Source organism: Lapidilactobacillus salsurivasis (assembly GCF_054785215.1).
Genome location: NZ_BAAABI010000011.1, coordinates 36,418 through 62,514 on the forward strand (window position 1 = coordinate 36,418; position 26,097 = coordinate 62,514).

The 26,097-nt window shown below is 50.8% G+C and carries 29 protein-coding genes; 18 read left to right on the plus strand and 11 right to left on the minus strand.

Annotated elements, in window-relative coordinates; all coding sequences use genetic code 11:
- The first annotated feature begins 32 nt into the window (after positions 1-32).
- Positions 33-1,352, plus strand: coding sequence for an enolase C-terminal domain-like protein (locus tag ACYVSB_RS11080; protein ID WP_461219459.1), 1,320 nt, complete (start codon positions 33-35; stop codon positions 1,350-1,352).
- 15 nt (positions 1,353-1,367) lie between these two features.
- Here ACYVSB_RS11080 and ACYVSB_RS11085 read toward each other — a convergent pair whose 3' ends face one another.
- Positions 1,368-2,522: a CdaR family transcriptional regulator gene (locus tag ACYVSB_RS11085; protein ID WP_461219413.1), complete on the minus strand. Its 1,155-nt coding sequence runs from the start codon at positions 2,520-2,522 to the stop codon at positions 1,368-1,370.
- Positions 2,523-2,706: 184 nt separating this feature from the next.
- Here ACYVSB_RS11085 and ACYVSB_RS11090 point away from each other — a divergent pair, with 184 nt between their 5' ends.
- Genes ACYVSB_RS11090 through garR form a run of 4 tightly spaced genes read left to right on the plus strand, consistent with a single transcriptional unit; the run spans position 2,707 to position 7,016 of the window.
- On the plus strand, positions 2,707-4,044 hold the full coding sequence (locus tag ACYVSB_RS11090; protein ID WP_461219414.1) for an enolase C-terminal domain-like protein: 1,338 nt from the start codon (positions 2,707-2,709) through the stop codon (positions 4,042-4,044).
- A gap of 1 nt (position 4,045) precedes the next feature.
- Positions 4,046-4,954 carry a dihydrodipicolinate synthase family protein gene (locus tag ACYVSB_RS11095; RefSeq protein ID WP_461219415.1) on the plus strand — a complete coding sequence of 303 codons (909 nt, stop codon included), beginning with the start codon at positions 4,046-4,048 and terminating at the stop codon, positions 4,952-4,954.
- Between the two features lie 23 nt (positions 4,955-4,977).
- Complete coding sequence (locus tag ACYVSB_RS11100) at positions 4,978-6,135, plus strand: glycerate kinase (RefSeq protein WP_461219416.1); 1,158 nt, start codon at positions 4,978-4,980, stop codon at positions 6,133-6,135.
- Positions 6,132-7,016: a 2-hydroxy-3-oxopropionate reductase gene (gene garR, locus ACYVSB_RS11105; RefSeq protein ID WP_461219417.1), complete on the plus strand. Its 885-nt coding sequence runs from the start codon at positions 6,132-6,134 to the stop codon at positions 7,014-7,016. Before ACYVSB_RS11100 ends, garR begins: the two co-directional genes overlap by 4 nt.
- Before the next feature lie 117 nt (positions 7,017-7,133).
- Here the strand turns inward: garR and ACYVSB_RS11110 are convergent, their stop codons facing one another.
- Both ACYVSB_RS11110 and ACYVSB_RS11115 read right to left on the minus strand, forming a co-directional pair.
- Positions 7,134-8,534, minus strand: a complete 1,401-nt coding sequence (locus tag ACYVSB_RS11110; protein ID WP_461219418.1) for a C69 family dipeptidase — start codon at positions 8,532-8,534, stop codon at positions 7,134-7,136.
- A 255-nt stretch (positions 8,535-8,789) separates the two neighbouring features.
- Positions 8,790-8,924, minus strand: coding sequence for a hypothetical protein (locus ACYVSB_RS11115; RefSeq protein WP_461219419.1), 135 nt, complete (start codon positions 8,922-8,924; stop codon positions 8,790-8,792).
- A 698-nt stretch (positions 8,925-9,622) separates the two neighbouring features.
- Between ACYVSB_RS11115 and ACYVSB_RS11120 the strand changes: the two genes are divergently transcribed.
- The 5 genes from ACYVSB_RS11120 (at position 9,623) to ACYVSB_RS11140 (ending at position 13,735) form a co-directional block, all read left to right on the plus strand.
- Positions 9,623-9,988 carry a hypothetical protein gene (locus ACYVSB_RS11120; RefSeq protein ID WP_461219420.1) on the plus strand — a complete coding sequence of 122 codons (366 nt, stop codon included), beginning with the start codon at positions 9,623-9,625 and terminating at the stop codon, positions 9,986-9,988.
- 218 nt (positions 9,989-10,206) lie between these two features.
- A complete protein-coding gene (locus ACYVSB_RS11125) occupies positions 10,207-11,400 on the plus strand; it encodes an extracellular solute-binding protein (RefSeq protein ID WP_461219421.1) in 1,194 nt (397 codons plus the stop codon).
- A gap of 447 nt (positions 11,401-11,847) precedes the next feature.
- Positions 11,848-12,264 (plus strand): hypothetical protein, encoded by a 417-nt coding sequence (locus tag ACYVSB_RS11130; protein WP_461219422.1) that lies wholly within the window; start codon positions 11,848-11,850, stop codon positions 12,262-12,264.
- Positions 12,173-12,940 carry a hypothetical protein gene (locus ACYVSB_RS11135; RefSeq protein ID WP_461219423.1) on the plus strand — a complete coding sequence of 256 codons (768 nt, stop codon included), beginning with the start codon at positions 12,173-12,175 and terminating at the stop codon, positions 12,938-12,940. The genes ACYVSB_RS11130 and ACYVSB_RS11135 overlap by 92 nt, the downstream gene beginning before the upstream one ends.
- A 12-nt stretch (positions 12,941-12,952) precedes the next feature.
- On the plus strand, positions 12,953-13,735 hold the full coding sequence (locus ACYVSB_RS11140; protein ID WP_461219424.1) for a putative ABC transporter permease: 783 nt from the start codon (positions 12,953-12,955) through the stop codon (positions 13,733-13,735).
- Between the two features lie 163 nt (positions 13,736-13,898).
- On the opposite strand, the gene ACYVSB_RS11145 is transcribed toward ACYVSB_RS11140, so the two are convergent.
- Positions 13,899-14,483, minus strand: coding sequence for a VanZ family protein (locus ACYVSB_RS11145; protein ID WP_461219425.1), 585 nt, complete (start codon positions 14,481-14,483; stop codon positions 13,899-13,901).
- 305 nt (positions 14,484-14,788) lie between these two features.
- Positions 14,789-15,757, minus strand: coding sequence for a class 1b ribonucleoside-diphosphate reductase subunit beta (gene nrdF, locus ACYVSB_RS11150; protein ID WP_461219426.1), 969 nt, complete (start codon positions 15,755-15,757; stop codon positions 14,789-14,791).
- A 95-nt stretch (positions 15,758-15,852) separates the two neighbouring features.
- On the opposite strand from nrdF, the gene ACYVSB_RS11155 reads away from it, so the two are divergent.
- Positions 15,853-16,068, plus strand: a complete 216-nt coding sequence (locus tag ACYVSB_RS11155; protein WP_461219427.1) for a hypothetical protein — start codon at positions 15,853-15,855, stop codon at positions 16,066-16,068.
- A gap of 102 nt (positions 16,069-16,170) precedes the next feature.
- Positions 16,171-16,437, plus strand: coding sequence for a hypothetical protein (locus tag ACYVSB_RS11160; RefSeq protein ID WP_461219428.1), 267 nt, complete (start codon positions 16,171-16,173; stop codon positions 16,435-16,437).
- Between the two features lie 218 nt (positions 16,438-16,655).
- Here the strand turns inward: ACYVSB_RS11160 and nrdE are convergent, their stop codons facing one another.
- The 4 genes from nrdE to ACYVSB_RS11180 all read right to left on the minus strand — a co-directional run bounded on the left by nrdE (position 16,656) and on the right by ACYVSB_RS11180 (position 19,960).
- Positions 16,656-18,821 (minus strand): class 1b ribonucleoside-diphosphate reductase subunit alpha, encoded by a 2,166-nt coding sequence (nrdE, locus tag ACYVSB_RS11165; RefSeq protein ID WP_461219429.1) that lies wholly within the window; start codon positions 18,819-18,821, stop codon positions 16,656-16,658.
- On the minus strand, positions 18,796-19,179 hold the full coding sequence (nrdI, locus tag ACYVSB_RS11170) for a class Ib ribonucleoside-diphosphate reductase assembly flavoprotein NrdI (protein ID WP_461219430.1): 384 nt from the start codon (positions 19,177-19,179) through the stop codon (positions 18,796-18,798). The genes nrdE and nrdI overlap by 26 nt, the downstream gene beginning before the upstream one ends.
- Positions 19,180-19,419 carry a glutaredoxin-like protein NrdH gene (gene nrdH / locus ACYVSB_RS11175; protein ID WP_461219431.1) on the minus strand — a complete coding sequence of 80 codons (240 nt, stop codon included), beginning with the start codon at positions 19,417-19,419 and terminating at the stop codon, positions 19,180-19,182.
- A gap of 262 nt (positions 19,420-19,681) precedes the next feature.
- The gene (locus ACYVSB_RS11180; protein WP_461219432.1) at positions 19,682-19,960 is read right to left on the minus strand and encodes a hypothetical protein; all 279 of its coding nucleotides are present in this window, start codon (positions 19,958-19,960) and stop codon (positions 19,682-19,684) included.
- Between the two features lie 55 nt (positions 19,961-20,015).
- On the opposite strand from ACYVSB_RS11180, the gene ACYVSB_RS11185 reads away from it, so the two are divergent.
- On the plus strand, positions 20,016-20,477 hold the full coding sequence (locus tag ACYVSB_RS11185; RefSeq protein ID WP_461219433.1) for a hypothetical protein: 462 nt from the start codon (positions 20,016-20,018) through the stop codon (positions 20,475-20,477).
- 160 nt (positions 20,478-20,637) lie between these two features.
- Positions 20,638-20,886 (plus strand): hypothetical protein, encoded by a 249-nt coding sequence (locus ACYVSB_RS11190; protein ID WP_461219434.1) that lies wholly within the window; start codon positions 20,638-20,640, stop codon positions 20,884-20,886.
- Here ACYVSB_RS11190 and ACYVSB_RS11195 read toward each other — a convergent pair.
- Complete coding sequence (locus tag ACYVSB_RS11195; protein ID WP_461219435.1) at positions 20,883-22,094, minus strand: aminotransferase-like domain-containing protein; 1,212 nt, start codon at positions 22,092-22,094, stop codon at positions 20,883-20,885. The two genes, ACYVSB_RS11190 and ACYVSB_RS11195, sit on opposite strands and share 4 nt — an antisense overlap.
- Before the next feature lie 118 nt (positions 22,095-22,212).
- Between ACYVSB_RS11195 and ACYVSB_RS11200 the strand changes: the two genes are divergently transcribed.
- Positions 22,213-23,121, plus strand: a complete 909-nt coding sequence (locus tag ACYVSB_RS11200; protein WP_461219436.1) for a LysR family transcriptional regulator — start codon at positions 22,213-22,215, stop codon at positions 23,119-23,121.
- Between the two features lie 28 nt (positions 23,122-23,149).
- Here ACYVSB_RS11200 and ACYVSB_RS11205 read toward each other — a convergent pair whose 3' ends face one another.
- Positions 23,150-23,428 (minus strand): hypothetical protein, encoded by a 279-nt coding sequence (locus tag ACYVSB_RS11205; RefSeq protein WP_461219437.1) that lies wholly within the window; start codon positions 23,426-23,428, stop codon positions 23,150-23,152.
- Between the two features lie 65 nt (positions 23,429-23,493).
- On the opposite strand from ACYVSB_RS11205, the gene ACYVSB_RS11210 reads away from it, so the two are divergent.
- The 3 genes from ACYVSB_RS11210 to brnQ all read left to right on the plus strand — a co-directional run bounded on the left by ACYVSB_RS11210 (position 23,494) and on the right by brnQ (position 26,094).
- A complete protein-coding gene (locus ACYVSB_RS11210) occupies positions 23,494-23,940 on the plus strand; it encodes a hypothetical protein (RefSeq protein ID WP_461219438.1) in 447 nt (148 codons plus the stop codon).
- Positions 23,941-24,011: 71 nt separating this feature from the next.
- On the plus strand, positions 24,012-24,635 hold the full coding sequence (locus ACYVSB_RS11215) for an LVIS_2131 family protein (protein WP_461219439.1): 624 nt from the start codon (positions 24,012-24,014) through the stop codon (positions 24,633-24,635).
- 85 nt (positions 24,636-24,720) lie between these two features.
- Positions 24,721-26,094 (plus strand): branched-chain amino acid transport system II carrier protein, encoded by a 1,374-nt coding sequence (gene brnQ / locus ACYVSB_RS11220; RefSeq protein WP_461219440.1) that lies wholly within the window; start codon positions 24,721-24,723, stop codon positions 26,092-26,094.
- Positions 26,095-26,097 lie beyond the last annotated feature (3 nt).

Sequence of the window (26,097 nt, forward strand, 5' to 3'; positions counted from 1 at the left end):
CGAAGCAAGTGGTCATTCCGAAAATAGTTAAAATGGAAGTTATCCCCGTCGCGGGATATGATAGCATGCTCTTAACGTTAAGTGGGGCCCATGCGCCGTACTTTACCCGCAATATTGTCATTCTAACGGATGACAGTGGTGCGGAAGGTATCGGTGAAATCCACGGTGGCGAACATACCCGTGGTCAATTAGAAGGTTATCGTGATTTGGTGCTTGGTCGCCGCGTCACGGACTATCGCGAAATCATTCGTGATCTCAAGCGCCACAATCAGAAAAGTAGCCTGGACTCCGGCGAAGGTATCCAAAAATTGGATATCAGTCAATTGAAGTTTGTGGTGCAATCCGATGCTGCGGTAGAATGTGCCTTGCTTGATTTAGTTGGAAAGTTTGTTGATTTACCGATGGCTTCGCTTCTAGGTGAAGGCATGCAGCGAGATGAAGTTGAATTTCTAGGTTACCTGTTTTACACCGGCGATCCCCGAAAGACCGATTTACCCTACTTGATTGAGGATGGTCAAGATGACTGGGAGCAAATCAGACGCACGGAAATGCTGACACCTGCAGCAATCGTGAAACAAGCCCAGGCCGCGCAGAAGCGATACGGCTTCAAAAACTTCAAACTTAAAGGCGGCGTTTTCTCAGGACGGCAGGAACTGGAAACCGTTAAAGCGCTGAAAACCGCCTTTCCTGACGCTAACATTAATTTGGATCCGAATGGGTGTTGGCCACTGGCTGATGCCGTCGAACTAAGCAAAGAATATCAGAAATATTTGGCCTATATGGAAGATCCCTGTGGACCAGAGGCGGGCTTCTCCAGCCGCGAGATCCATTCCTGGTTTAAAAATCAGACCCATTGTCCAGTAGCTACGAACATGATTGCCACAAACTGGAAGCAATTCTATCATGCGGCCTCTTTGCGGGCGGTGGATATTGTGTTGGCCGATCCGCACTTCTGGGGCTTCAATGGCAGTATTCGGATGGCGCAGATCCTCAATGATTGGGGTCTGACTTGGGGATCACATTCCAATAACCATTTCGATATTACCCTAGCGGCTTTTGCCCAAACGGCAGCGGCGGCGCCAGGTCAGATCACGGCGATCGACACTCATTATATCTGGCAAGATGGCCAAGAACTCTGTGGCAACGCGCTTAAGATCCAAGATGGCAAGATCAAGATCCCCGCTAAACCAGGCTTGGGCATTGAGATCGATCGCCAGCGCTTAAGTGCAGCCAACAAGCTTTATGAGACCATGCCAGCACGCTATCGTGATCGTGATGATACTTTGGCGATCCAATATTTAGAGAAAGATTGGGTCTTCGATTCTAAGCGTCCTGTTTTTGAACACCACTAGGGTCAGCCAATCTTGTTAGGCGTTTTGACGCGCTTGTCCGGCGAAGTCATGAAACAGAAAGGCCATATACAGAATCGGGAAATCGGCTAATTGACGTGGATTATAGCCAGTTATTTCAGCCAATTGATTGAGTTTGTTTTGAAACGTATTCTTATGAATGAATAATTGCTCGGCGCCATGGGTAATGCTCCCGTTGGCTTCCAAATAAGCATTGAAGATTTTCTGATAATTGCTGATCTCCATCTCAGTTAGATTACCCAAAACTTTATTGAGAAACAATTGTTGATTCTTGCTAGCGGTATTGAGGTAGATCAAGCCTTCATCAAGTTCAGAGAAGAAGATCAGTGCGCGCCGTTGTTCGACAGGTGTCGTGGTATTTCGGAATTGGAGCCAGTCGAGGGCTAGGTTACATTCTTCAGCACTTTCCCAATATTGAAGATAGTCGGCTTTCGGGGTACTGACCGCGAACGTCATGGTGGTTTTCAGCGAGCTGAGGATCAGGCGCTGGAGCCGTTGAATCAGGATCTCGATTTGCTTAGGTTCGATTTTCTCGCAGAAAAGGTAGACATGCTGATTATTGATGGCGTAAAAAGTTTGCTTGAGGTGTTGGATCTGGCCTTGAATGAGTGAGCCCAGCACAGCTAGATCGATATTTTGATGGGGTCCGGTCGGGATTTTAGCACAAATCAGGAAGCGTTCGATTTGGAGATCTGTATTCAGTAAGTTTGCCAGATGTTTGATTGTTTCGAGGTTGGGATTCATTTGGACGAGGTTAGCAGCAAGTTCGCTGTAATTCGCCGTTCGGTTGAAGCGATTGAGTTGTAAGGTGTTCTCAAGAATCAGGATCTCGGTCATTTTGCGAATGATATTGCCATAGGGGGCCACTTCGGCCGAATCACCAGTGATGCCAATGACGGCAACGACGGAATCGTTGAACATCACGGGAACGTTGGTGCCTTGCCGGGAACCTTGATAGGCACAGTTGGCGCCGATGGTGATTGCCTGATGGGTTTTGGCGGCCGTGTAGGCACCTTGGTGAATGGTTCCGATCCGGTCCGGGTTAGTCGAGGCGATGACCTTCCCTGAAGTGTTGAAAAGGTTGATATCGTGATTGATCACATCTTTCAAGCTGATCACGATCTTCTTGGCGATTTGGGGATCAAGTTCCATGATGGTCGCTCCTATTCTGAGTCCTTGTTATGGATAACATTGTTGGCGCCAATAACGACTAAAATGAAGTTGGCGTAACATTTAGATTGTTGAATGAATTAATTATACTATAGATAGCGAATTCGTAGGTTATTTCACCAAAAATCAGAAGATTTAAGGATGAATTTGAGTTGGAGGTAAAGTGATGAATGTTCCCGTAATTGTAAAAATGGAAGTTGTCCCAGTAGCTGGTTATGACAGCATGTTGATGAATTTAAGCGGTGCACATGGTCCTTATTTTACTAGAAATATCGTGGTCTTGTCAGATGACCAAGGTAACACCGGGTTAGGTGAAGTTCCTGGTGGTGAGAAGATCCGCGGGATTTTGACAGAGTGTATCCCAATGGTGGAGGGCCAACCGATCAGTCACTATAAGCAAGTATTGGCTCAGATCAAGGAGAAATATCAAGGTCTAGATCAAGGCGGTCGTGGGAATCAAACTTTTGATTTGCGGACGACAGTTCATGTGATGACCGCGATCGAGGCGCCGATGCTAGATCTAATGGGCCAATTCTTGCAACTGCCGGTGGCGGCCTTGCTCGGTGACGGCCAAGTTCGGGAGAAGATTCCGTTCTTGGGTTATCTGTTCTACGTTGAAGATCAGGACAAAACAGATCTGCCTTATTTAACCAATGATGATAATAGCGATGCTTGGGGACGTTTGCGTCGGCAACCGGCGATGACCCCAGAAGCGATCCTCGCATTGGCTCAGGCGGCTCATGAGCGTTATGGGTTCAAGGACTTCAAGCTCAAGGGTGGCGTTTTATCTGGCGCAGAGGAGATGAAGGCGATCTTGTTGCTGAAGGAAGCTTTTCCTGACGCCCGGATCACCCTAGATCCCAACGGTGCTTGGTCACTTGAAGAAGCTGTCGCGCTTTGCGGCGATAAACAAGGAATCCTAACCTATGTTGAGGATCCTTGTGGCGCAGAGGGACGTTTCTCAGGGCGTGAGGTGATGGCTGAATTCCACCGACGGACCGGGTTGCCTACAGCCACAAATATGATTGCCACGGACTGGCGGGAAATGAAAGCCGCGATTCGGCTTGACTCGGTTTCGATTCCATTGGCCGATCCGCATTTTTGGACGATGTCTGGGAGTGCCCGGGTGGCGCAGTTATGCCATGACTTTGACCTAACTTGGGGTGTGCACTCCAATAACCATTTCGATATTTCACTGGCAATGGTTGCCCAAACCGTTGCGGCCGCACCAGGAGAAATCAATGCTGCGGATACGCATTGGATTTGGCAAGATGGTCAGGGGTTGACGAAACAACCTCATCAAATCGTGGATGGGATGATCACGATTCCTCGGGATTCCGTGGGACTCGGAATCACGATCGATCGGGAGAAGCTGGCGAAAGCCCATCAACTTTATTTGGACCAAAATTTAGGCGTTCGTAATGACGCAATTGCCATGCAATATCTGATCAAGGATTGGAAATTTGACGCCAAACGACCAGCCTTGGTTCGGGAAAGAGGATAACATGAAGTTTGATACAAGCAGAATTAAAGGAATCATCGTACCCTTGTTGACACCGGTCGACCAAGACGAAAATATCGATGAAGCGAAATTAAGGTTCATTGTGGAACACGTGATTACCCACGGTGTTCATGGTATTCTTGCCTTTGGGAGCAATAGTGAATTTTATATGTTTGACGATGATGAAATGGTCGCGGCCTTGGAGATCATTTTAGATCAGGTCAACAATCGGATCCCCGTTTTCTTCGGGGTTGGTTCAATTCGGACGAAGCACGGGATTCGGCTAGCAAAACGCGTTGCGAACCTTCCGATCGAAGGAATCTCAATCTTGCAACCGATGTTTATTCGCCCGACAGATGAGGCACTGTATCACCATTTCAAGGCCATTGCTGACGCTGTACCCGCGCAGAAAATCCTAATTTATAACAATCCGGGGCGGACCGGCTATGCGCTGAGCTTGGACGTGATCGATCGTTTGGCCCACAATGTGGACAATATCGTCGGTATCAAGGAATCTAGCGGGGATATCACGATCATTAGCGAGCTGATTCGGCGTCAACAGGATCTTGATTTCAAGGTCTTCGCCGGCAAAGATACCGTTGTTTATCCATCGCTGTGTGTGGGTGCAGCTGGCGCGGTTTGCTCAACAGCCAATATGTTCCCTGAATTAGTTGCAGGTATTTATAATGATTATCAAGCTGGTCAACGTGACGCGGCGTTGGCGCGACAATTCAAGCTGAATCCGATTCGACTTTCCCAAGACGGCGCAAGTTTCCCGGCCGCAACCAAGGATATGGCCAACTTACTCGGATTGGACGTGGGCAATTCAGTCCTACCAACGGAAGCAACCACTGGACCAGCCTACGAAAAAATGGTAACTGAAATAACTAAGGCGGGATTTCTCGATAAATGACCACCAAGAAGGAGGAGGAAATAATGAAAAAGAATAAAATCATTATCGCGATGGACTCCTTCAAAGGCAGTGCAACAAGTTTAGAATTAGGTAATTGGCTTGCTGAGGGAATTTTACAGGTAGATCCGGATTTGGAAACAATCGTTCTTCCCATTGCAGATGGCGGTGAAGGAACGCTGGAATCATTGCAGACGGTCAGCCAAGGTAAACTCGTCCCGGTCCAAGTTCATGGGCCATTGGGCGACCTGATCCAAGCTGACTATTGTCTCCTTGATCCGAAAACCGCTGTGATTGAGATGGCCTTAGCCAGTGGGCTGGCCTTGACCAATCAAACCGAGACCGATGCGTTGAACGCTAGCACGTTTGGCGTCGGTGAACTGATCATTGACGCGCTTGATCAGGGTGCCACCAAGATCTATTTAGGAATCGGCGGTAGTGCCACCACGGATGGTGGCGCCGGGATGGCCCAGGCCCTGGGCGCGAAACTGCTCGATCAGGCGGGACAGCCGATTGCGCCAGGGGCTGCCGGCTTACCAACGTTGGCCCATATCGACATGACTCATTTGGATCCGCGCCTTAAAAAGACCCAGATCAAGGTATTGTCAGATGTGACCAATTTATTGCTGGGTAAAGCCGGCGCCGCAGCTGTTTACGGTGCTCAGAAAGGCATTCCGCTCAGTAAACTAGATCAGGTTGATCAGTGGTTGGCGCATTATAGTCGGATCATCGAGCGAGACCTAGGAATCGAGGTCGCCCAACTCACTGGTTCAGGTGCCGCCGGAGGCCTTGGCGCTGGTCTATTAGCTTTCACCAATGCGACCATGGTTCAAGGCATCCAGGAAATTCTAAATCTTTGGAATTTCGATGCGCTGGTGGGTCAAGCCCAATTGGTGATCACTGGTGAAGGCAAGATCGACAATCAATCGGTCAACGGCAAGGCGCCGATCGGGATCGCTCAGCGCGCCAAGCAGCAACATGTTCCGGTAGTGGCCATTGTTGGCGGCCGCGCTACCGATCTATCTGAAATCTATCGTGCTGGGATTGATTTGGTTTTGCCGATTATTCCGCGGCCAATGACCTTAGCCCAAGCGCTGGATGACGTTCATGTAAATACGGTCATCGCTGGTGAAACGGCGATCCGCGCATTTCAATTAGGCTCAAAGAAAGGTGATCAAGAATGAAAGTTGGATTTGTTGGTTTAGGAATCATGGGGAAACCCATGGCGAAAAATGTTTTAAAAGCAGGTCACGAGGTTTTCTGCTTTGATTTCAATCAAGAAAGTGTGAACGAATTAGCCGGAGCTGGTGCCCAAGCCTGCCCTTCAGGTAAGGCCGTCGCCGAGCAGGCAGAGGTGGTCATCACCATGTTGCCCAATTCCCCGAATGTCAAGGCCGCGCTTTTTGCTGAAAATGGGATCGCCGCTGGGTTGACCGCGGGCAAAACAGTCATTGATATGAGCTCGATCGCGCCGAAAGCAAGTCAAGAATTTGCGGAGAAGTTGACAGCCCAAGATGTCACTTTCTTAGATGCACCTGTTTCAGGGGGCGAACCAAAGGCAATTGATGGGACGATCGCAGTGATGGTCGGTGGTGATCAAACTGTTTTTGATAAGTACAAAGATTTGCTGCTAACGATGGCCGGATCAGTTACTTTAGTTGGCGCAGTCGGCGCAGGTAATATTACTAAATTGGCCAACCAAATGATCGTGGCCATCAATATCGCGGCGATTTCGGAGGCATACAGCCTAGCTAAGAAAGCGGATGTGGATCCGAAGGCTGTTTATGAGGCAATTCGCACGGGGTTAGCAGGCAGTACTGTCATGGATCAGAAATCCAACAAGATCTTTGCTGGTGACTGGGATCCTGGTTTCCGCATCGAGTTACACATCAAGGACCTGCAAAATGTGTTGGATACTTCCCACGACATCAATGTTGCCACACCGTTTTCATCATTGGCGATGGACATTATGCAGTCATTGAAGGCGCACGGTCACCAAACTGAGGACCACAGTGCAATCGCGCGTTTTTATGAGAACATCAATAATATGGATTTGCGTAGTTAATTAATGATTGGCAAGATAAAAAGCACTCACTTCCGAGATACAGCTGCCGCTGGCAATTGTGTCTGGAACGAGTGCTTTTTTCACGGGAATAACGCTGTGTTACCTGCTTACCTGGGGTCAATCCTTCATCATGAACTGGATCTTCATTTGCGGCTTGCCCAGGGCCAACAACTGATCCATGAGCCGATAACTGTGGGTCAGGTAGCACTGGGCCAAGTCGGCGTTGATCTTGGTCAAATAACGGGCCGGATCGGCTTGCCGGGGCGCCAGCGCGTCAGCCTGGCCTTGCAACTGGCGGCAAGCGGCCAACAGCGCGCTGGCGAAATTGGTGACGCTGTCTAAATAGAGGTTGTAATGGGCGTCCCCCAGCAGCGCCAGAGTATTGCTGAGCCAAAAAGCTTGATCCGGCGCGTAGTGGGTGGCGGTGTCGCGATAACTGGCAGGCGTGTCCTGACAATGGGCGTAAAAAGGCACGACCATATTGAAGGTGTTGGGTCCAAACGCGACCCAGTGAATCGCGGCGATGCTGGTGTCCACGTCCGGACGGAGTTGCAGAATGTGCATTTCTTGATTGCGACTCATGGCGATCGGGCGAAAACGCATTTTGTCAGCCTCGGTTCCTGGACCATAAGGGTCGAACGGGGTGTTTTGGTAATGGGAACTGAGGACGAATTTCAGATCCTCGATCCCAATCAAACGCGCCGGCCGCTGGCAGAAAGGCAAGTCGAAGTCACAAGGATCCTGGACAATCTCCGGGTTGAAATAGCGTTGCCCATACCAAGTCCGCGGATTGTTATAATGCGTGTCCTTGACCGTCGCCGTCCCGAAAATGTGGCGTAGGTTGACCGTATCGACATCGGGATTGAGATGATAGTCGCTGATCAATTGAGGTAAACCCGCCGCAAATAAAACCGTCGGATCGCTGAAATCGAATTCGGTCAAGTTGAAGCGGTTGGGCGCCACCACATAACAATCGTCAGGTAGGCGTCGCGCCGCCCAGTGATGCCCGCCGATCGTTTCCATATACCAGATCTCCTCCTGGTCGGCAAAAGCGATGCCGTTGGTTTCACAGGTGCCATAAGTTTCCACCAGTTGGCCCAACCGCAAGACGCCGGCCCGGGCCGAATCAATGAAGGGTAGCACCGTAGCAATCAGATCTTCCTCGCCAATACCATTGGCCACCAAGGGATCCACGCCTAAAATCTCACCATTGTTGGTGATGGTTTCACTGGCGCTCATGGCCACATTCTTCCGATTGATGCCCGACGCAGAACCGATCCCCACCGGATCGGTCGCCGCTGGTGTGCTGGTATAACTCAGCGGGTCAGGTGGCAAATCGAGGTTAAAGTCACTATAAGGCGCCTGATAGTGACAGGGTTGGTCCGCCGCACGGACCAGCACAAATTTCTTCGGATTGAGGACGCCACCATCATTGTTCCGGGCAATCATCGTCGAGCCATCGCGCGAAGCCCGTTTGCCGACCAAAATCGTCGTACATGCGCTTGTGGGTTTGGACATGGGAATACACCTGCTTTCAGTTTTGGGTACGGTTTTAGTTTAACCTGAGTTGCCGGGAAAAGCACCTGTTGATTTTGTTGCTATTCTTGTACTTGTGCTTGATTGCGGGTGTGGTAGGGTGTTGCGCGTGAGCGCAACCGGCTGGGACTGCTGTTGCGGACTGGAAACGTGCTCACCGACCCAGCTCCCTGCGCTTAGCTACGCAATTGTTCCGAAAGCAAAGTGCGGCTTCCAAAACAATTGCTAGGCTAATGCTCAGGAGCTGACCGGGTCGGTTCGCACTCTGTTTCGAACGTGGTGGGCATCGTTTGAAGCCAATCCGCAAAGTGCGCGGCTTGTCTTCAAATCGAGCCTTGTCCTAAGCGGCAAAGCCGCCAAGGACAATTTCACCACTGAAACGTGTTTGCCACCCCAGCTTCTTCCGCTTAGCTACGTCAGGCTTCTGGAGGCAAAGCCCAGCCTCCAAAATCCTGACTAGGCTATGCTCAGAAGCTACCCGGGGTGGTTCGCACTCTGGTTAGAGCCGCGCAGTCCCAGCCGGTTGCTAGGCAGAATTGAGCCGATCTGCAATTAAGGCGAAGGATTCGACGAAGTGCTTTTGCGAGATTGAGGTCAAACAATCCCTCTTTTTGATGGTACGGCAACATCAACGGATTCCGGAAACCTAGACATCGTTCTTGATTTTTCGCTTAATTCAGGTGTGGTGGGTTTTGGTGGGGACGCAACCGCCTCAGGACGTTTGTCTTGGCTGGAACGCGGTGGGCATCGTTTTGAGCCAATCCGAAACCCACGGATTGTCTCAAAATCGAGCCTTATTCTAAGCGATAAATCGCTAAGAATAATCTCACCGCTGAGCCACACGTCCTGAGGCGGTTGCTAGGCAGAATTGAGCCTATCTGCAATCGAAGTGGGGGATCTGACGAAGTGCTTTTGCAAGCGAGAGGTCAAAACGAGCGCCAACTTTTTTGGTGGTACTGCAACATCAACGAATTTGGGGACGTAAGTGGGTACATTTCGGATAGTGCCGACAGCTTTATCTCACTTGCTTAAACCAATTCTGGTTGGAAACCAACCAATTCAGTTAATCATTGAGAACTAGTCCGATTCATCAAGCAAACTGCACTGGTGTCACCAATTTAAATCTGGTGGTCACTAACCACGGTCGTCAATTGCGTGGCTCCTCATCGATTGATGATAGCTTGCAAGATGGCGTGAGTGCTCAAACGACTGTTATAACGTTGAGCGGCTGGAGCGGAGAAATTCGGGGTGAGATCGCCGTGAAATTGGTCTTAGTGGCTTTGCCACTTAGACCAAGGCCTGATTTTGAGACAAGCCGCGCACTTTGCGGATTGGCTCAAAACAGCGCCCACAGCGAGCTCACCCCGAATTTCGCAGCGCAAGCCGCGGCCAAGCTACTTTTTCACCAGCGCTGTTACAGCCACGACAAATCGTAACATTTTCCCGATTCGGTTTGTCAAGCGCTTTCAAATGGTGCATAATGGAAGAGGACTTTCTAAACCGAAATGAAGCAGGGGTAACTATGCGGAAATACAGCCAAAGTGCAAAATTGATTTTGCTCATTTGGGGGGTACTGCTGCTGGCTGGGTGCCAGCACACAGTTGCGGGAAAAGCCGAATCGACCAGACCCGTGGAAATCACGTATTGGCATCGAATGACAGGCTCATGGGCAAAGTCACAACAGAAACTAGTCAATGAATTCAATCGTTCGCAGCACACGTATCATGTCGTTACAAAATCTTGGGGAAGCTACAGCAAATTAAATAAGAAAATCAAGCAGGCCAGCAAGCAGGGGACCCTGCCTGTTCTGGCGCAAACGCCTTATACGAATATTGCGGACTATGTGGCGGCAGATTTATTGCAACCGCTGGATCAAATGTTGTATCAAGGCAAGCAGGCTTTGTCGCACGAGCAATTGATCGATATCAATCCTAGTTTTTTGGCGACGGGGCAGTACAACAGCAAGCAGTACGCCATGCCGTTTTCGATTTCGACGCGGATTCTTTACTATAACCAGGCCTTATTGGATGCGTATCAGTTGCAGGTGCCGACGACTTGGGATGAGCTGTTGGTAACCGCGGCCAAGGCCAAGGCGCTGGGGTTAACGCCGATTACGATGGACCATTCGCCGGATTTGGAGCTGGAGAGTATGGCTTTTGGCATCAATCAGCAGCCGGTGGACGCCCAGCTCCACGTGAACATTAATACGGCGCCTAATCAGGTGCTGGCGCAGATGATCACCAAGTCTGAACAAAGCGGCCTGATCAAAATGGCGCCACGAGACCATTCCTTCACCTACGATTTCGTCAAGGGGCGGACGGTCTTCGGCTTCGGCTCCAGCTCGGCCATTCCCGAGCTACAACAAGCGGCGAGCCAACCGCAAGCCAAGAATCAAGCAACGAGTCATTTGGTTTGGGGGACGACGATCTTGCCAGAGTATGGTGGCAGTTCCACCAATGTCTTGGCTGGCAATGATCTGGTCATGTTTAAGCAAGCCTCCAAGAAGCAAAAGCGCGGCGCTTGGCAGTTCATGCGCTTCCTGTTGCAAAAGAAACAGGTGACAGCTTGGTCGATGGCCTCAGGATATGTACCGGTCACCGGTTCAGCGATCCACAGCAAACGTTATCAAGCTTGGCTGAAGGAAGCGCCGCAATATAACGCGGCGATTCGCTCGATCAAAACCTCCTTCAAGGCGCAAACCTTTGTCGGTTATAGTCTTTATCGGCAGACATTGCTAAGCACGATCACCGGCGTTGAGGCAAAGCCTGAGGAATTAGCGCGAAGGCAGGCGGAGCTCCAGACAGTCGCCGAAAATGTCATCACGGCACACCAACAGGCCGATAATTAAGCGAAAAACCGAGCGGCCACGAGCAGGTCGTTCGGTTTTTTTAAAACGTGTTCGGAAGCAACCCGGGCTGGCTTACACGCTGTTTGCTATACACTGCTTGCTAGCCCCGGTCGTCAGTCACGTGGCTCCCATCAGTTTAACAACACTTCCCAGCCGGCGTGAGTGCTGAATGAATAAGATAGCGTGAGCCGCGGCCAACCTACTTTTGGTGGGTGATACGGCAATACCAACGGATTTGGATGAGCAGGTCGGGACATTTCGCATAGGCTGAATATCTCTACTTGTTTTCGTAACAATTGATGGATGGACAGAAAACGCTCGATTCGGCCGATTCATCAAGAACTTGTCTCAGTTCATCAGGCGAATTGTACTGGTGTCGCCAATTTAAAGCTGATGACCACTAACCACGGTCGTTAACCGCGTGGCTCTCGATCAATTGACGATAGCTTGCCAAATGGCGTGAGTGCTCAAACGGCTGTTAAAACGTTGAGCGGCTGGAGCGGAGAAATTCGGGGTGAGATCGCCGTGAAATTGGTCTTAGTGGCTTTGCCGCTTAGACCAAGGCTCAGCTTTGAGATTCGCGGGTTTTGCGAAGCTCAAAGTGACGCCCACAGCGAGCTCACCCCGAATTTCGCAGCGCAAGCTGCGGCCATCATACTTTTTTCTCGGCCAATCGCAAGCAATCAGATAACTGAGCTTGGTATTTCGGGCGTTTTCCCCAAGAATTATGGTATGCTAGGGGAGTCAAAAGTTAGGAATAGGAGTTTTTCGGATGAAGATGTCTGTTGCACAATTTCAAGCAGCGTTAAAAGAGCAAGAGCCAGAGTTACGAATCGTCACCACCCCGCAAACCACGAATCATGATGAGGCGTTTTTCCAAGCGGTCGCGGCGAACCTGTTGGCGCAAGCGGCCAGCCTCCTTGATGAGGGACGCTTGGGTTATGCCAGCTATACCATTGGCGGCGAACCGGCGGCGGAGTTCAGCGTGGAGTTGAGCCCGGTCAATCTGCCCATGGCGGACCATAAGAAAGTTAATCAATTCTTTACTGATGAAGCAGCGCCTGTCGCCTTGAACTTGTATTTGGTGACCCGCGCCGAGCATTTGAATGTGTCCCATTTCCACATCGACTTGCTGGGCAGCAGTGAAGCCGATCCGGCTGGGTATCAAGCCGCGGCCGCGACGATCATGGCTGCGAATTGGGCCCAAACCGTGGAAAATTTCCAGAATCCGCCTGCGCCGAAGCCAGCTCCCGTGGTTAAAACCACCAAGGCAGCAGCCAAGAAAACGACGACGCGAAAACGAGCGACCACGAAGAAGACCACAACTAAAAAAGCAACAACCAAAAAAGCAACAACCAAAAAAACGGCCACGAAAAAGACCACAACCAAAAAGGCCGCGACCACAAAAGCGGCAGCCCCAAAAGTGACGCCTGAAAAAGCCGCAGAAAAGAAGACGACCACGAAAAAGGCAACGACCAAAAAGACCACGTCAAAGGCTGGCACTACTAAGAAAGCGGCGGCTAAGAAGACGACAAAGTAGGGGGAAGTGAGCATGAGTGAACGGGTTTTTACTGAAGTTGTGCTCCAATTCTTCATTTACGCATCGATGGGCTGGATCTGGGAAACCAGCCTGAAAGCCTTCAAGGAACATCGCTTCGTGGATACGGGCTTTCTGATTGGTCCCATCACGCCGATTTATGGTTTTGGCGTGGTCGGCGTCGTTTACTTGTTGCGCCCGTGGCAAAACCAGGTGGTGCTACTCTTCATTTTGGCCACGTTGCTTGTGACGGCGCTGGAATACTTGACTGGCTACCTCCTGGAGAAAATGTTCCATACTAAATGGTGGAATTACGCCAATGTGCCGCTGAATATTCAGGGCTATGTTGCCTTGCCAATCTCGCTGTTTTGGGGGATTTGCTGCGTGCTGATCATCAAATTTGTTCAACCGGAAGTGCTGTTATTGGTCGGTCATTTGCGGCAACGTTTCGGCTTTATTTTGCCGGTAATCCTGATCGCGCTGGGATCCTTCGATTTCGGCTTCACCTTAGCGAACCTCCAATCCTTCCGGGCCAAAATGCAGAAACTCAACCAGGCCATCGAAGAACGCCGGGCCGAGCTCAGTACGGGTGTGGCCGATTTACGTCAAGATGTGCATGAGAGCTGGGACGACTTTCTGGACAAGCATCCCCAAAGTCGCGCTCATTTGACCAACTTGAACTTTGGCCAACGCCATTTATTGCGGAGTTTCCCCAACATGAAAGTTGAAAACGCCAGCAATCATATGGACGAATTGAAAGAGCTGGTTAACGCCTTACGCAAGAAACGGAAAAAATGATCACCGTTATGGCGTAATATAACGGCAACTCGAGGCTCCAGTGATGCTTGACCCGGCCCAAGCTCAATAAAAAAGTCTTTCTGGCACCAACCAATTACTCACGCGAAACGAGTGATTGCTGGTGGCACAGGAAGACTTTTTTTGTTAAGGGATGGGCGATCGCCTAGGCAACTTGTAGGCGGCGCAACAATTGAGGCCACCACCGTTGAACCATCTTGAAGATCAGCCAACCCAGCAGGCTACCGCCGGTGTTCAGCAGCAAGTCACTCAAGTCGAAAACTCGATTACCCAAGTAGAAATAATTCATCAGTAGTTGGGTGCACTCGATGCTTAACGAAGTGAGAAAACCCAGCGCCAAACTCTGCCAGAATCGTTGGAAGCGGGGCACTAGGCAGGGCGCTAACAAGGTCAGCGGCGCCAGCATGATCAGATTGCCCAGATTTTGCCCGATTTGGTAATCGAGGAAGGCTAGGGGGTTCAGCTCCGTCAACAGCGTTTGTTGACCAAAGTCCAATTGATGGATCGGCGAACCTAACGGGAAAATCAAGAAAGGGAAAACGGTAACACTTAACAACAGATTTAAATAGGTCAGGAGCAAGGCGTTGACACCTTGGTGGGGCCAATTCAGTTGGTTTTTCCGCAGATTACGAAGCACCAACCACAGCCACAGGAGGGCAAAGACCGGAATCATCACCACGGCCTTGACTTGGATCGGCGCGACAAAATTTTGCTGAGGACCATGGATCATCGAAAGCCAACTCCTTTCAGAAGACGACGTTTAGCCGCCATCAGCCTGGGCCTGGTTTTGCGTGGGATCGCAACTCAAGCAGGCTGACGATAATTAGTCTAATCATAAGCGTTATCTGCAGCTGGTTCAACTGATAAGCCAGCGCCCCATTGCCAAAAAACGCCGCTACATCCCCAGAAACGGTGATGTAGCGGCGTTATAACGGCCGATTATTTTTGGAAAAAAGTCATTCATTTCCCTTAAACGTTGGCTGCGGGGGTGAGCGTTCTGGTAACCGGCGCGGGACCGCTACCTGCCATCAGCGCTTACGGCTTACGGCCGATGTCGTAGTCACTGGTCTTCATCGCGGCCACGTGACCGAGCAAGTAGCCATTGCCAACTTGGGAGAAGAAGTCGTGGTTGGCGGTTCCGGTGGAAAGGCCGTTCATCACGATTGGATTGACATCGTCCGCTGTATCTGGGAATAGTGGGTCTTGCCCCAAGTTCATCAGCGCTTTATTGGCGTTATAACGGAGGAACGTTTTGACATCTTCGGTCCAGCCGACTTGATCATAAAGGGCCGCGGTGTATTTCTCCTCGTTGTCATACAGATCGTAGAGTAAATTGTAGAGCCAATCCTTGAATTGACTTTGAGCCGCCGCGTCCAACTCGTTGAAGCCCAACTGGAATTTGTAGCCAATATAGGTGCCGTGAACCGATTCGTCGCGAATGATCAGCTTAATGATCTCGGCGACATTGGCCAGCTTGTTGTTGCCCAGGTAATAAAGCGGCGTGTAGAAACCAGAATAAAATAGAAATGTTTCTAAGAAGACGCTGGCGACCTTCTTCTCCAAGGGCGTCCCTGTTTGGTAAATCGAATTGACGATCTCCGCTTTGCGCTGTAAATACTCGTTGTGGTTGGTCCAAGCGAAGATCTCAGTAATTTCTTCACTGGTACAAAGCGTGCTGAAAATCGACGAGTAACTTTTGGCGTGGACCGATTCCATAAACTGGATATTGTTGAAAACCGCTAATTCCTGCGGCGTGCGAATATCACGGCGCAGTTGATCGATCCCGTCTTGGGATTGCAGCGTATCCAATAAGGTCAAGCCGCCAAAAACATGATTGACCACCGTTTTCTCGGCGGGATTCAAGCCGCGCCAGTCGTCCAAGTCGTTAGACAAGGGGATTCGGGTATCAAGCCAGAATTGCTCGGTCAGTTTCTCCCAAGTCGCCTTATCAATGGCATCCTCGATGCTGTTCCAATTGATCGCCTCGTAATAAGTCTGAACCATTTGTTTTCCTCCTGATGGCCGTAAGACCACGGCTAAAATTTTTTGTGGCATGGAGAGCGTTTGCGAAATTTGTCTTTCGCGTGATGGCAGGGTTTTTGGCGGGTGGTGCGCGTGAGCGCAACCGGCTGGGACTGCTGATGCGGACTGGAACGTGGTGGGCATCGTTTGAAGCCAATCCGCAAAGGGCGCGGCTTGTCTTCAAATCGAGCCTTGTCCTAAGCGGCAAAGCCGCCAAGGACAATTTCACCACTGAGCCGCGCAGTCCCAGCCGGTTGCTGGGCAGCATTGAGCCTATCTGCCTAGCAAAGTGAAAGATTTGACGAAGTGCTTTTGCAAGTAAGAGGGCAAACAATTGCCCACTTTTGGGGTGGTACGGCAATGCCAACGGATTTGGATTAGTTGGTTGGCACAGCTTGCAATGTTTGAAAAGCTTTACCCGCGCCTTAACAATCCTTGGGTGGAAACCAATCGATTCAGTTGATTCACTGATAACTAGGCTTGTTCATCTGATAGATTGTACTGGTGTCACCAATTTAAAGCTTGTAACCAATATCCACGGCCGTCATTTACGTGGCTCCACATCAATTGGCAATAGCTTGGCATATGGCGTGAGTGCTCAAACGATTGTTATAACGTTGAGCGGCTGGAGCGGAGCGTGGCGTTGGTGGGCTGTTTACTAGTTGGCGGAAGGTCGGGCTGGGGGTGAGTCAGCCGCGATATTATTGTTGGCGATTTATCGCCTACAATAAGGCCGAGTTTTGAGATTTTCGGCGGGTTTCCGAAAAGCTCAAAATCGTGCCCGCCGCGTTCCACCACCCCCAGCCCGACCTGGAGCCCTGCCCACCACCAACGCCACGCGCAGCGCAAGCCGCGGCCAACCTACCTTTTAGTCAAGCTATTAGATAATACAGCTTTCGCAGTCGTTACTGCCGACTTCTTGCGCGTTGTCGGTAAACGTGCGGACATAATACAACGATTTGATGCCGCGATAAAAGGCGTAGTTTCGCAAAATACTCAGATCGCGGGTCGTTTGTTCCGGCTCGTTTTTCCATTCGTAGAGACCGGCGGGAATCGTCGCCCGCAGGAACAAAGTCAGGCTCATACCTTGATCCACGTGGACTTGTGCCGCCGCGTAAGTGTCGATCACCTTGCGCATATCGGTGTCGTAGGCCGACTTGTAGTAAGGTAAAGTCTGATTATCCAGCAGAGGCGCGGGAAAATACAGCTTGCCGTTTTTCTTCTCGGTCCGTTCTTCGATCAGGCGGGTGATTGGATGTAAACTGGCGCTGGTGTCGTTGATGTAAGAAATCGAACCGGTCGGCGCGACGGCGAGGCGGTTTTGGTTGTAAAGGCCGTCTTGCTGGACTTTAGCTTGGAGTTCAGCCCAGTCAGCGGGTCCCGGAATGAAAATATGCTTGAACAGATCCTGGACCTTGGCCGTTTGAGGACCCCAATCTTGTTGGCGATATTGGTCAAAGTAGGAGCCATCCGCGTAGGCGGAGTCCGCGAAATCAGCGAAGGTTTCTTGGCGTTCGCGGGCCAGGTCGTTGCTGGCGACCAGGGTCCAATAATTGAGCAACATGAAATAAGTGCTGGTGAATTCTAGGGCTTCTGGTGAGCCATATTCAATCTGATTTTTGGCCAGGAAGGTGTGCAGGCCCATGGCGCCAAGACCGATGGCGTGGCTGCGCTGGTTGCCGTACGCGATGGTCGGGACGGCGGTGATGTTCGACGTGTCGGAAACAAAGGTCAGCGCGCGGACCATGGCGTTGACTGAACGGCCAAAGTCAGGGCTGGCCATTAAGTTCAAAATATTCGTGGAACCGAGATTGCAACTCACATCGGTGCCCATTTTGACAAAATCTTGGGCGTCGTTCAATTGCGCTGGGGTTTGGACTTGGAGGATCTCGGAACAAAGATTGCTCATCACGATCCGCCCTGGGATGGGATTGCTGCGATTGGCGGTGTCGATGTTGAGGATATAAGGATAGCCAGACTCTTGCTGCAATTTGCTGATCTCATTTTCCAATTCCCGGGCCTGCAAATAATATTTGCGAATCTCAGGGTTGGCGACCATCCGCTCATATTCGGCGCTAATGTCCACGTAGGAGAAGGGCTGGCCGTAAACGCGCTCCACGTCATAAGGGCTGAACAGCGCCATTTTCGCGTCGGCGCGCACCAGTTCGTAATATTTATCGGGAACGATCACGCCCAACGACAGCGTTTTGACGCGGACCTTCTCATCGGCGTTCTCTTTCTTAGCGGAAAGAAAGGCAATGATGTCCGGGTGGAAAACATTCAAGTACACGGCGCCGGCGCCTTGACGTTGGCCCAATTGGTTGCTGTAACTGAAACTGTCCTCCAGCAACTTCATCACCGGCAAAACCCCGCTAGATGCGCCTTGGATTCCTTTGATCGGCGCGCCGGCTTCGCGCAAGTTGGACAGAGTGATTCCCACGCCGCCGCCGATCCGGGACAACTGCAAGGCGCTGTTGACGCCGCGACCAATGCTGTTCATGTCGTCCGTGATCTGGATCAAGAAGCAGGAGACGAACTCGCCGCGACGTTGACGCCCAGCGTTGAGGAAACTTGGCGTTGCCGGCTGATAACGTTGGTGGATCATTTCGTCAGCCAATTGCTGCGCCAACGCTTCATCGCCATCCGCGAAATAAAGGGCATTAAAAAGAACCCTATCTTCGAAATTTTCTAAGTAAAAGTTGCCGTCATCGGTTTTCAACGCATACTGATTGTAAAACTTATAGGCCGCCATGAATGACTTGAAGGTGAAATGTTGGTCGCTCAAGTAAGTCGCCAGCTGGTCAATGAAGGCAGGGGAATACTTGGCGATAAACGCGGGCTCGAGAAAATCATGAGCCAACAACCACTGGATCTTCTCATTGATCGTGGCGAATTTCCGCGTGTTCGGCGCCACGTTCTCTGTGAGAAAAGCTTGTAAGGCCGCCTGGTCCTTGCCCAAAGGAATCTGACCGTCAACCGGCCGATTCAATTCGTTATTTAACTTGAAGTACGTGATTTCATTAAGATCGAGACTTTTGAGACTCAAATTGGCGCACCACCTTTTGGAATTGGGCCACGTCAGCAGCGGTCCCGTTGAATTCGAAGTCGAAAACCACGGGCACGTCTAAGCCGCGGGCGATATCTTTAGCGTTGTGGATATACAGCTCGTTGAAATTGCGGTTGCCGCCGCCAGCCACGCCTTGCAGATCACGGGCGTTATTTTGGTAGCCGAGAAATTCGATCACCGGTTCCAACATTTCGTCATCATAGGTCGGCACCACCAACAAATAGGGCGTGTTCATCGCGTGGTAGGGGTCAGCATCGGTGATCTCGTAAGCGTCCAGCCCCGTTTTGGCCAGGAACCGCCGCGTCTGCCCGGTGATCGAATAGAAAGCCAGCGCCATCTAACCGACCAACTTCTGTAAAGCTTCTGGACGAAAACCAACGATCGGCGCGTCTTGATCCTGACGGAAAACCAACGGCACACTGGCAAAGCCCTTTTCTCGCAAATAAGCGGCTGACGCTGGATTCTCGCTGATGTTGATTTCCTGAAAGGCGACTTGATGCTCGCTTAAATAACGCTTGGTCATTTTGCACTGCATACAGCCATCACGGGTATATAAGATAATTTTTTGCTTGTTCATCGGTAAAACCTCCCAATAATTTTGCAACGCAGTGGCCGCGACACGATTTTTCGCCGAGCGGACTAATTGTCGAGAGTGGTCAAAACTGCGTAAGTTGATGATTTTGATTATACCGACGCCAGCAAAAATACACAACATATTGTGCTCGAACAAATTTTCGTATACAAATTATTGTGTAAAGCCACGATTGTCGCCAACCGTCCCACTTTTTACCGCGCGGACCGGCGTCACAAAAAAGTCTCGAACCCGCTGGATTCAAGACTTACCTGATACAAGTTAAAATCGTGTTACATTTTTTGTGGGAATTTATGCCGTGGCGTTGCATATTATTAGATAGGTTGGTGTGATTTGGTTTTGAACTTGCACTTGATTGCAGGTCTAGTGGGTTTGGATGGGGACGCAACCGCCTCAGGACGTTTGTCGTGGCTGGAACGCGGTGGGCACTGTTTTGAGCCAATCCGCAAAAACCGCGGCTTGTCTCAAAATCAGGCCTTATTCTAAGCGATAAATCGCTAAGAATAATCTCACCGCTGAGCCACACGTCCTGAGGCGGTTGCTAGGCAGAATTGCGCCTATCTGCAATCGAAGCAACGCATTTGACGAAGTGGTTTTGCAAGTGTGGTGGTCAAGGCCATCACACTTTTTTGGTGGTACGGCTTCATCAAGATCATGTCCTAGTTCATCAAGCAGACTGCGCTGGTGTCGCCAATTTAAAAATTGTAATCACTAACCCCGGCCGTCATTTGCGTGGCTCCCCATCAATTGGCAACAGCTTGCCCGTTGGCGTGAGTGCTCAAACGTCTGTTAAAACGTTGAGCGGCTGGAGCGGAGAAATTCGGGGTGAGATCGCCGTGAAATTGGTCTTAGTGGCTGTGCCACTTAGACCAAGGCCTGATTTTGAGACAAGCCGCGCACTTTGCGGATTGGCTCAAAACAGTGCCCACAGCGAGCTCACCCCGAATTTCGCAGTGCAAGCTGCGGCCAACCTGCTTTTGGTGAGTGGTACGGCAATGCCAACGGATTTGGATTGGTTGGTCGGTACAGTTTGCATCGGTTGAACAGCGTTACCTGTTCCCTAGACAATTCTTGGTTGAAAACCGATCAATTCAGTTGATTCACCGAGAACTAGCTCTGCTCATCAAACAGACTGCGCTGGTGTCGCCCATTTAAAGCTGGTAACCGCTAACCACGGTCGTTAATTGCGTGGGTCCTCACCAATTGACAATAGCTTGCCCAGTCGGCGTGAGTGCTCAAACGGCTGCTATAACGTTGAGCGGCTGGAGCGGAGAAATTCGGGGTGAGATCGCCGTGAAATTGGTCTTAGTGGCTTTGCCACTTAGACCAAGGCCTGATTTTGAGACAAGCCGCGGTCTTTGCGGATTGGCTCAAAACAGCGCCCACAGCGAGCTCACCCCGAATTTCGCAGCGCAAGCTGCGGCCAACCTACTTTTAAAAATCTGCGCCTAATTGGTTGCAACCCGTTGTGTTCCGCACTGTGAATTTTGTGCGCGAAAGGCGTCGCAGAGGACCTTGATCCCCATGTCGATCTGAGTGTGAGAGGCGCCGGCATAGCTGAGCCGCGCGCCGTTGTTGACGTTTTTGCTGGCGTAGAGATTGGTCGAAGGCACGTAGAGAATGTGATCTTGCGGCCCGATTTCTGTCCGCAACAACTGATTGAGATCAACATTTTCCGGACCGGTGACCCAAAGGAAGAAACCACCATTGGGTTGCGAGGTTTGCCAACCAGCAGGCAGATTGGCTTCAAGCGCGCTCAGCATCCAGTCGCGCCGTTGTTGATAATCGGCTTGGACTTGTTGCAAATGAGCGCTGAAGTCGTTATTGACCAAGTAATCAGCGACAATCTGTTGGATCAGCGCCGGTGATTCTAAATCGGCGCCATCTTTCAAAAGCCGGATCTGGGTGTAGATAGGATCATCGGCGACGAGCCAGCCTAAGCGCAGGCCAGGCGCTAGGATTTTCGAAAAGCTGCCCAGACTGATGACGTGACCACTGTGATCCAACGACCGTAGTGAAGGGAGGTCAGCACCGGAGTAGCGCAGATGTTTGTAGGGGTCGTCTTCCAAAATATAGAAATCATAATTTTGCGCCAATTGGACCAGGCGTTGGCGTTTGGTCAAGGACATGACGAAGCCAGTAGGATTTTGGAAATTAGGGACGGTGTAGAGAAATTTGATCGTGGTTTGCTTCAAAGCTCGCTCTAATAAGTCCAGGTCTAAGCCATCGGGAGACATGGGCAATTCTAAGTAGGTGGGCTCGTAAGCGGCGAAAGCGGCCAAGGCGCCAACATAGGTGGGGGCCTCAACGGCAATGCGGTCGTGGGGATTCAGGAATAATTTCGCGACCAAGTCCAAGCCTTGTTGCGCGCCTTGGGTCAGCAGAATGTGGTGCGGATCTTCGGCGGCGCCTTCTTGAGCCAAGGCGGTGGCGATCAATTTGCGCAGTGGGTAATAGCCTTTGGCGTTGTGGTATTGTAATGGATTCTCTGTACCGTCTAACAGCACGCGTTGGCTGCTGAGCGCTAATTCTTTTTTAGGAAAAAGTTTGGGATCAGGTAATCCCCCGGCAAAAGAAATCAGCTGAGCGTCAAAGTCGGGAATGAGGTCTTCGACACCTGTGTTGCTGGTCAATGTGGTCCGAGTTGCAAATGATTTCATTTTGATGACCTCCCTTATTTTTGGTTCAACAGTATGGTAAACTATTTTTAGACAATAGTAAATTTCAACTACTTGAATTTATAGTGAATGTTTTTCACGCTAAAAGGAGCAAAAAGTGATGGCAATTTTTCAATACGAAGTTTTCGCGAAAGTCGTGGCTTGTCAAACCTTCAATCAAGCGGCGCAGGCCCTGCATGTGACGCCTAGCGCCATCAGCCATTCGATCAATCAATTCGAGACCGAGCTTGGCTTTCCTCTATTTATTCGGCGCCGAACCGGAGTCGAGCTGACCAGCGACGGCCAGGCGATTTATCCGCTGGTTCAAGCAATCCTGAATATGGAGGCGCAGTTGAAGCAAGTGGCCGCCAATATCCAAGGCTTGAATGCCGGCTCGATCCGGATCGGCGCCTTCAGCAGTGTCTGCATCAACTGGTTGCCACCAGTGATCCAGGCGTTTCGTCAGCAGTTTCCCAGCATTGAGATCAGCATTATTCAAGGCACCTTCACCCAAATCGAAAAAATGGTCCGCCAAGGCCGCGTGGATCTAGGTTTTTCCACACTGCCAGTGGATGACGATTTGATCGTTGAGCCACTGTTGGCCGATCCGATCCGCTGCGTCACCCCCACCAACTTCGTCCCCGCCAATCGGGAGAGTGTCACCTTGAATGACATTGGTAGCCGCCATTTTATTTTGCAACAGATCGATTACGATGGCGATACGAAAAAAGCCCTGGATCGTTACGACGTGACCACCAGCTCGATTTCCTATTCGATCGACGATCAATCGATTCTTTCCATGGTAGAAAGCGACTTGGGTCTCGGCATTTTGCCCGAACTAGCCTTACAAAAATTGACCGGCCGCGTCCATATCTATCCCTTCGACCAACCGTTTTATCGGACAATCTGCATGATTAGCAACAAGGTCCAGGCCAAAACACCATCGACGCGGCTGATGATCGAGACGATCCGTCATCATTTGGCGGAAGTGTATGATCAGCGTTATCTGGGTAACGCGCCCCGGGCTTAGGGGTGGGCGATTGAGTTGGACTGGGCTCCTATTTTTTATTTTCGCTTGATTGCGGGTTTGGTAGGGTTAGGTGGTGACGCAACCGCCTCAGGACGTTTGTCGTGGCTGGAACGCGGTGGGCATCGTTTGAAGCCAATCCGCAAGCCCAGCGGCTTGTCTTCAAATCGAGCCTTATTCTAAGCGATAAATCGCTAAGAATAATCTCACCGCTGAGCCACACGTCCTGAGGCGGTTGCTCGGCAGAATTGAGCCTATCTGCCATCGAAGCGAAGGATTTGACGTAGTGCTTTGGCAAGCGATAGGTCAAACAATCGCCCTCTTTTGAGGTGGTACGGCAATGCCAACTGATTTGGGGTAGAAGATTGGGACACTTTGAGTAGTCAGAACATCTCTACTTGTTTCCTTAACAATTCTTGGCGAAACAGACCGATTCAGCCGATTCATCAAGAACTTGCCTCAGTTCATCAGACGGACTGTGCTGGTGTCATCAATTTAAAAATTGTAATCACTAACCACGGTCGTCAATTGCGTGGTTCCCCATCAATTGGCGATAGCTTGCCAGTCGGCGTGAGTGCTCAAACGTCTGCTATAACGTTGAGCGGCTGGAGCGGAGAAATTCGGGGTGAGATCGCCGTGAAATTGACCTTAGCGGTTTACCGCTTAGGTCAAGGCTCAGCTTTGAGATTCGCGGTTTTTGCGAAGCTCAAAGTGACGCCCACAGCGAGCTCACCCCGAATTTCGCAGCGCAAGCTGCGGCCAGACTACTTTCATCCAGCCAACGCGAAAAGTTCGCGTTTCCAGAAAATTTCGCAGGAATGACCTTTGTTTCCGTGCAGGGACCGAGAGAATAAGTTATAATTTTAGATAGATGCTTTTGGGAGGTATTGAAAATGAATTCAGGTTGGAATTTGATCGGTATTGGTGCATGGTTGCTATTATTGGTCTATCTCATCGTAATAATTCAAAACATCCGCCATCGCCACATTCGCATGATCGTGATGAACCGGAAGACATTCAGCTGGCCTGTTTTTGGCAAAGATATGTTGCTGGTCGTCGTGTTTGCGGCGGGCTTTGTTTTCATGGCGTACCAAACCTTGTTCAATCGGGTCGATGTTAGCGAACAGGACCGCGTGGCGGTGAGCTACACGACCGAGCCCTTGGTGCTGCAAACCAGTGGCGGGACCGGCTATATGGTCACCGTGGCTCGCGGTTCAGGCCGGGAAGCGATCCAAACTTACACCTATTGGACTGAAGGCCATCGCAATCAGGTCAAGAGTATTCACGCAAGTATCGCGACTGGAAGTAAGCCGGTTTCGATTGGCGCGCGGGTTTACCATTTCCCGAACAAGATGATCAAGAAGGCGGATAAGCGCTACAATCAAGCGTTTGTGGCTCGGGTCGAAGCGACTTATAAGCCTGGTTTCTGGAATGGTCTGGGCATGAAAGTCGGCCATAACGCGTTGGAGTATACGATGATTCGAGTGCCATCAAGTGTGTTTGTCAGTGAAGATTAAGTAAAAAAACAGCCAATTGGACCGGGCAAAATCCAATTGGCTGTTCTAGAATATGGTTTAGGTGAGAAAGTTTTGGGGTAGTGGATTGAAGAAGGATAAATTAAGCACGCGTGAATTGATTTTTACGGGCTCTTTGTTATTTGGCCTCTTTTTTGGCTCGGGCAATTTGATTTTTCCCGTGTCCTTGGGGCAAAGCGCGGGGCAACATTTCTGGCCGGCCTTATTGGGCATGCTGGTCAGCGCGGTAGGCTTGCCACTGCTGGGTGTTTGCGCGATTGGGTTGACGCAGAGCAGCGGCCTGTTGGCGATCGCCAGTAAAGTTGGCCGGCATTTTGGGCGGATCTTCACGGTGTTGTTGTATTTGATGATCGGGCCGTTATTTATTTTGCCGCGTTTGGCGGACACCGCCTTTGTGATCAGCTTTGGGCCTTATTTGACGGAGAGTTCGCAGTGGTGGCCGCTGTTGGTGTTCTCGCTGATTTTCTTGGGGGTGGCCTATTGGTTGTCCCGCCGGCCGGCTAAGTTACTGGATTATGTCGGTAAAATTTTGAACCCACTGTTTTTGGTGATCCTGGCGACGTTGTTGCTGGTGACCTTTTTGCAGCCAATGGGCGCGGTGGATCAGCGAGCGCTGGCCGGCTATGGCGGGCATCCGTTCAGCACCGGGTTCGGTGTGGGCTACAATACGATGGATCTGTTGGCGGCGTTGGCCTTTGGGATCGTGATCGTCAATGCGGTGCGCCAGCGCGGCGTGACCACGCCGAAGATGGTCGCCAAAGAAACGATTCGCGCGGGCATCATCAGTACCGTTTTGATGAGTGTGATTTATGGCTGCTTAGCCTATTTAGGCGCGACCAGTGTGCAAACTTATGGCGTTCAGACCAATGGGGCCGTTGTTCTGGCCATGGTAGCCAATCATTATTTCGGCAACCTCGGGCAAGTGGTCCTCGGCGCCTTGGTGATTCTGGCTTGTTTGAAGACAGCGGTGGGTCTGATCACGTCATTTGGCGAGACTTTCGAGCAACTTTACCCCCGCGTTCCTTACCAAAAATGGATCTTAATAGTGAGCGGCGTGGCGGTGGTGATTGCCAATGTGGGCTTGGATCAACTGATTACCTATTCGGACACTTTCTTGACCTTCATGTACCCGTTGGCAATCGCCTTGGTGCTCAGTGCCTTGACCACGTTCTTCGTCAAGCCACCCCATCGCTGGGCCTACCGAATGCCGATGATTCTCGTGGCGCTCCCCGCACTTTTGGCTGCGTTGACTAGCCTACCAGGAAAACTAATCGATCAGTCCGCCTGGCTAAATCGCCTCGCTTGGTGGAATGCGGCCTTGCCCCTATCTGATTATGGTCTGGGCTGGCTGATCCCGGCGATTCTCGGCTTATTATTTGGCTTACTTTTGGATAATTTCTGGGATCCCCGCGATCCACTGCAGTCCGATCGCTCGCTGTGATTT

Bases quoted from the DNA above. Each gene is read 5' to 3' on its own strand.
- ACYVSB_RS11080 (WP_461219459.1), top strand. From the start codon at position 33: ATGGAAGTTATCCCCGTCGCGGGATATGATAGCATGCTCTTAACGTTA.
- ACYVSB_RS11085 (WP_461219413.1), bottom strand. From the start codon at position 2,522: ATGGAACTTGATCCCCAAATCGCCAAGAAGATCGTGATCAGCTTGAAA.
- ACYVSB_RS11090 (WP_461219414.1), top strand. From the start codon at position 2,707: ATGAATGTTCCCGTAATTGTAAAAATGGAAGTTGTCCCAGTAGCTGGT.
- ACYVSB_RS11095 (WP_461219415.1), top strand. From the start codon at position 4,046: ATGAAGTTTGATACAAGCAGAATTAAAGGAATCATCGTACCCTTGTTG.
- ACYVSB_RS11100 (WP_461219416.1), top strand. From the start codon at position 4,978: ATGAAAAAGAATAAAATCATTATCGCGATGGACTCCTTCAAAGGCAGT.
- garR (WP_461219417.1), top strand. From the start codon at position 6,132: ATGAAAGTTGGATTTGTTGGTTTAGGAATCATGGGGAAACCCATGGCG.
- ACYVSB_RS11110 (WP_461219418.1), bottom strand. From the start codon at position 8,534: ATGTCCAAACCCACAAGCGCATGTACGACGATTTTGGTCGGCAAACGG.
- ACYVSB_RS11125 (WP_461219421.1), top strand. From the start codon at position 10,207: ATGACAGGCTCATGGGCAAAGTCACAACAGAAACTAGTCAATGAATTC.
- ACYVSB_RS11135 (WP_461219423.1), top strand. From the start codon at position 12,173: ATGAAGATGTCTGTTGCACAATTTCAAGCAGCGTTAAAAGAGCAAGAG.
- ACYVSB_RS11140 (WP_461219424.1), top strand. From the start codon at position 12,953: ATGAGTGAACGGGTTTTTACTGAAGTTGTGCTCCAATTCTTCATTTAC.
- ACYVSB_RS11145 (WP_461219425.1), bottom strand. From the start codon at position 14,483: ATGATCCATGGTCCTCAGCAAAATTTTGTCGCGCCGATCCAAGTCAAG.
- nrdF (WP_461219426.1), bottom strand. From the start codon at position 15,757: ATGGTTCAGACTTATTACGAGGCGATCAATTGGAACAGCATCGAGGAT.
- nrdI (WP_461219430.1), bottom strand. From the start codon at position 19,179: ATGGCGCTGGCTTTCTATTCGATCACCGGGCAGACGCGGCGGTTCCTG.
- nrdH (WP_461219431.1), bottom strand. From the start codon at position 19,419: ATGAACAAGCAAAAAATTATCTTATATACCCGTGATGGCTGTATGCAG.
- ACYVSB_RS11195 (WP_461219435.1), bottom strand. From the start codon at position 22,094: ATGAAATCATTTGCAACTCGGACCACATTGACCAGCAACACAGGTGTC.
- ACYVSB_RS11200 (WP_461219436.1), top strand. From the start codon at position 22,213: ATGGCAATTTTTCAATACGAAGTTTTCGCGAAAGTCGTGGCTTGTCAA.
- ACYVSB_RS11215 (WP_461219439.1), top strand. From the start codon at position 24,012: ATGAATTCAGGTTGGAATTTGATCGGTATTGGTGCATGGTTGCTATTA.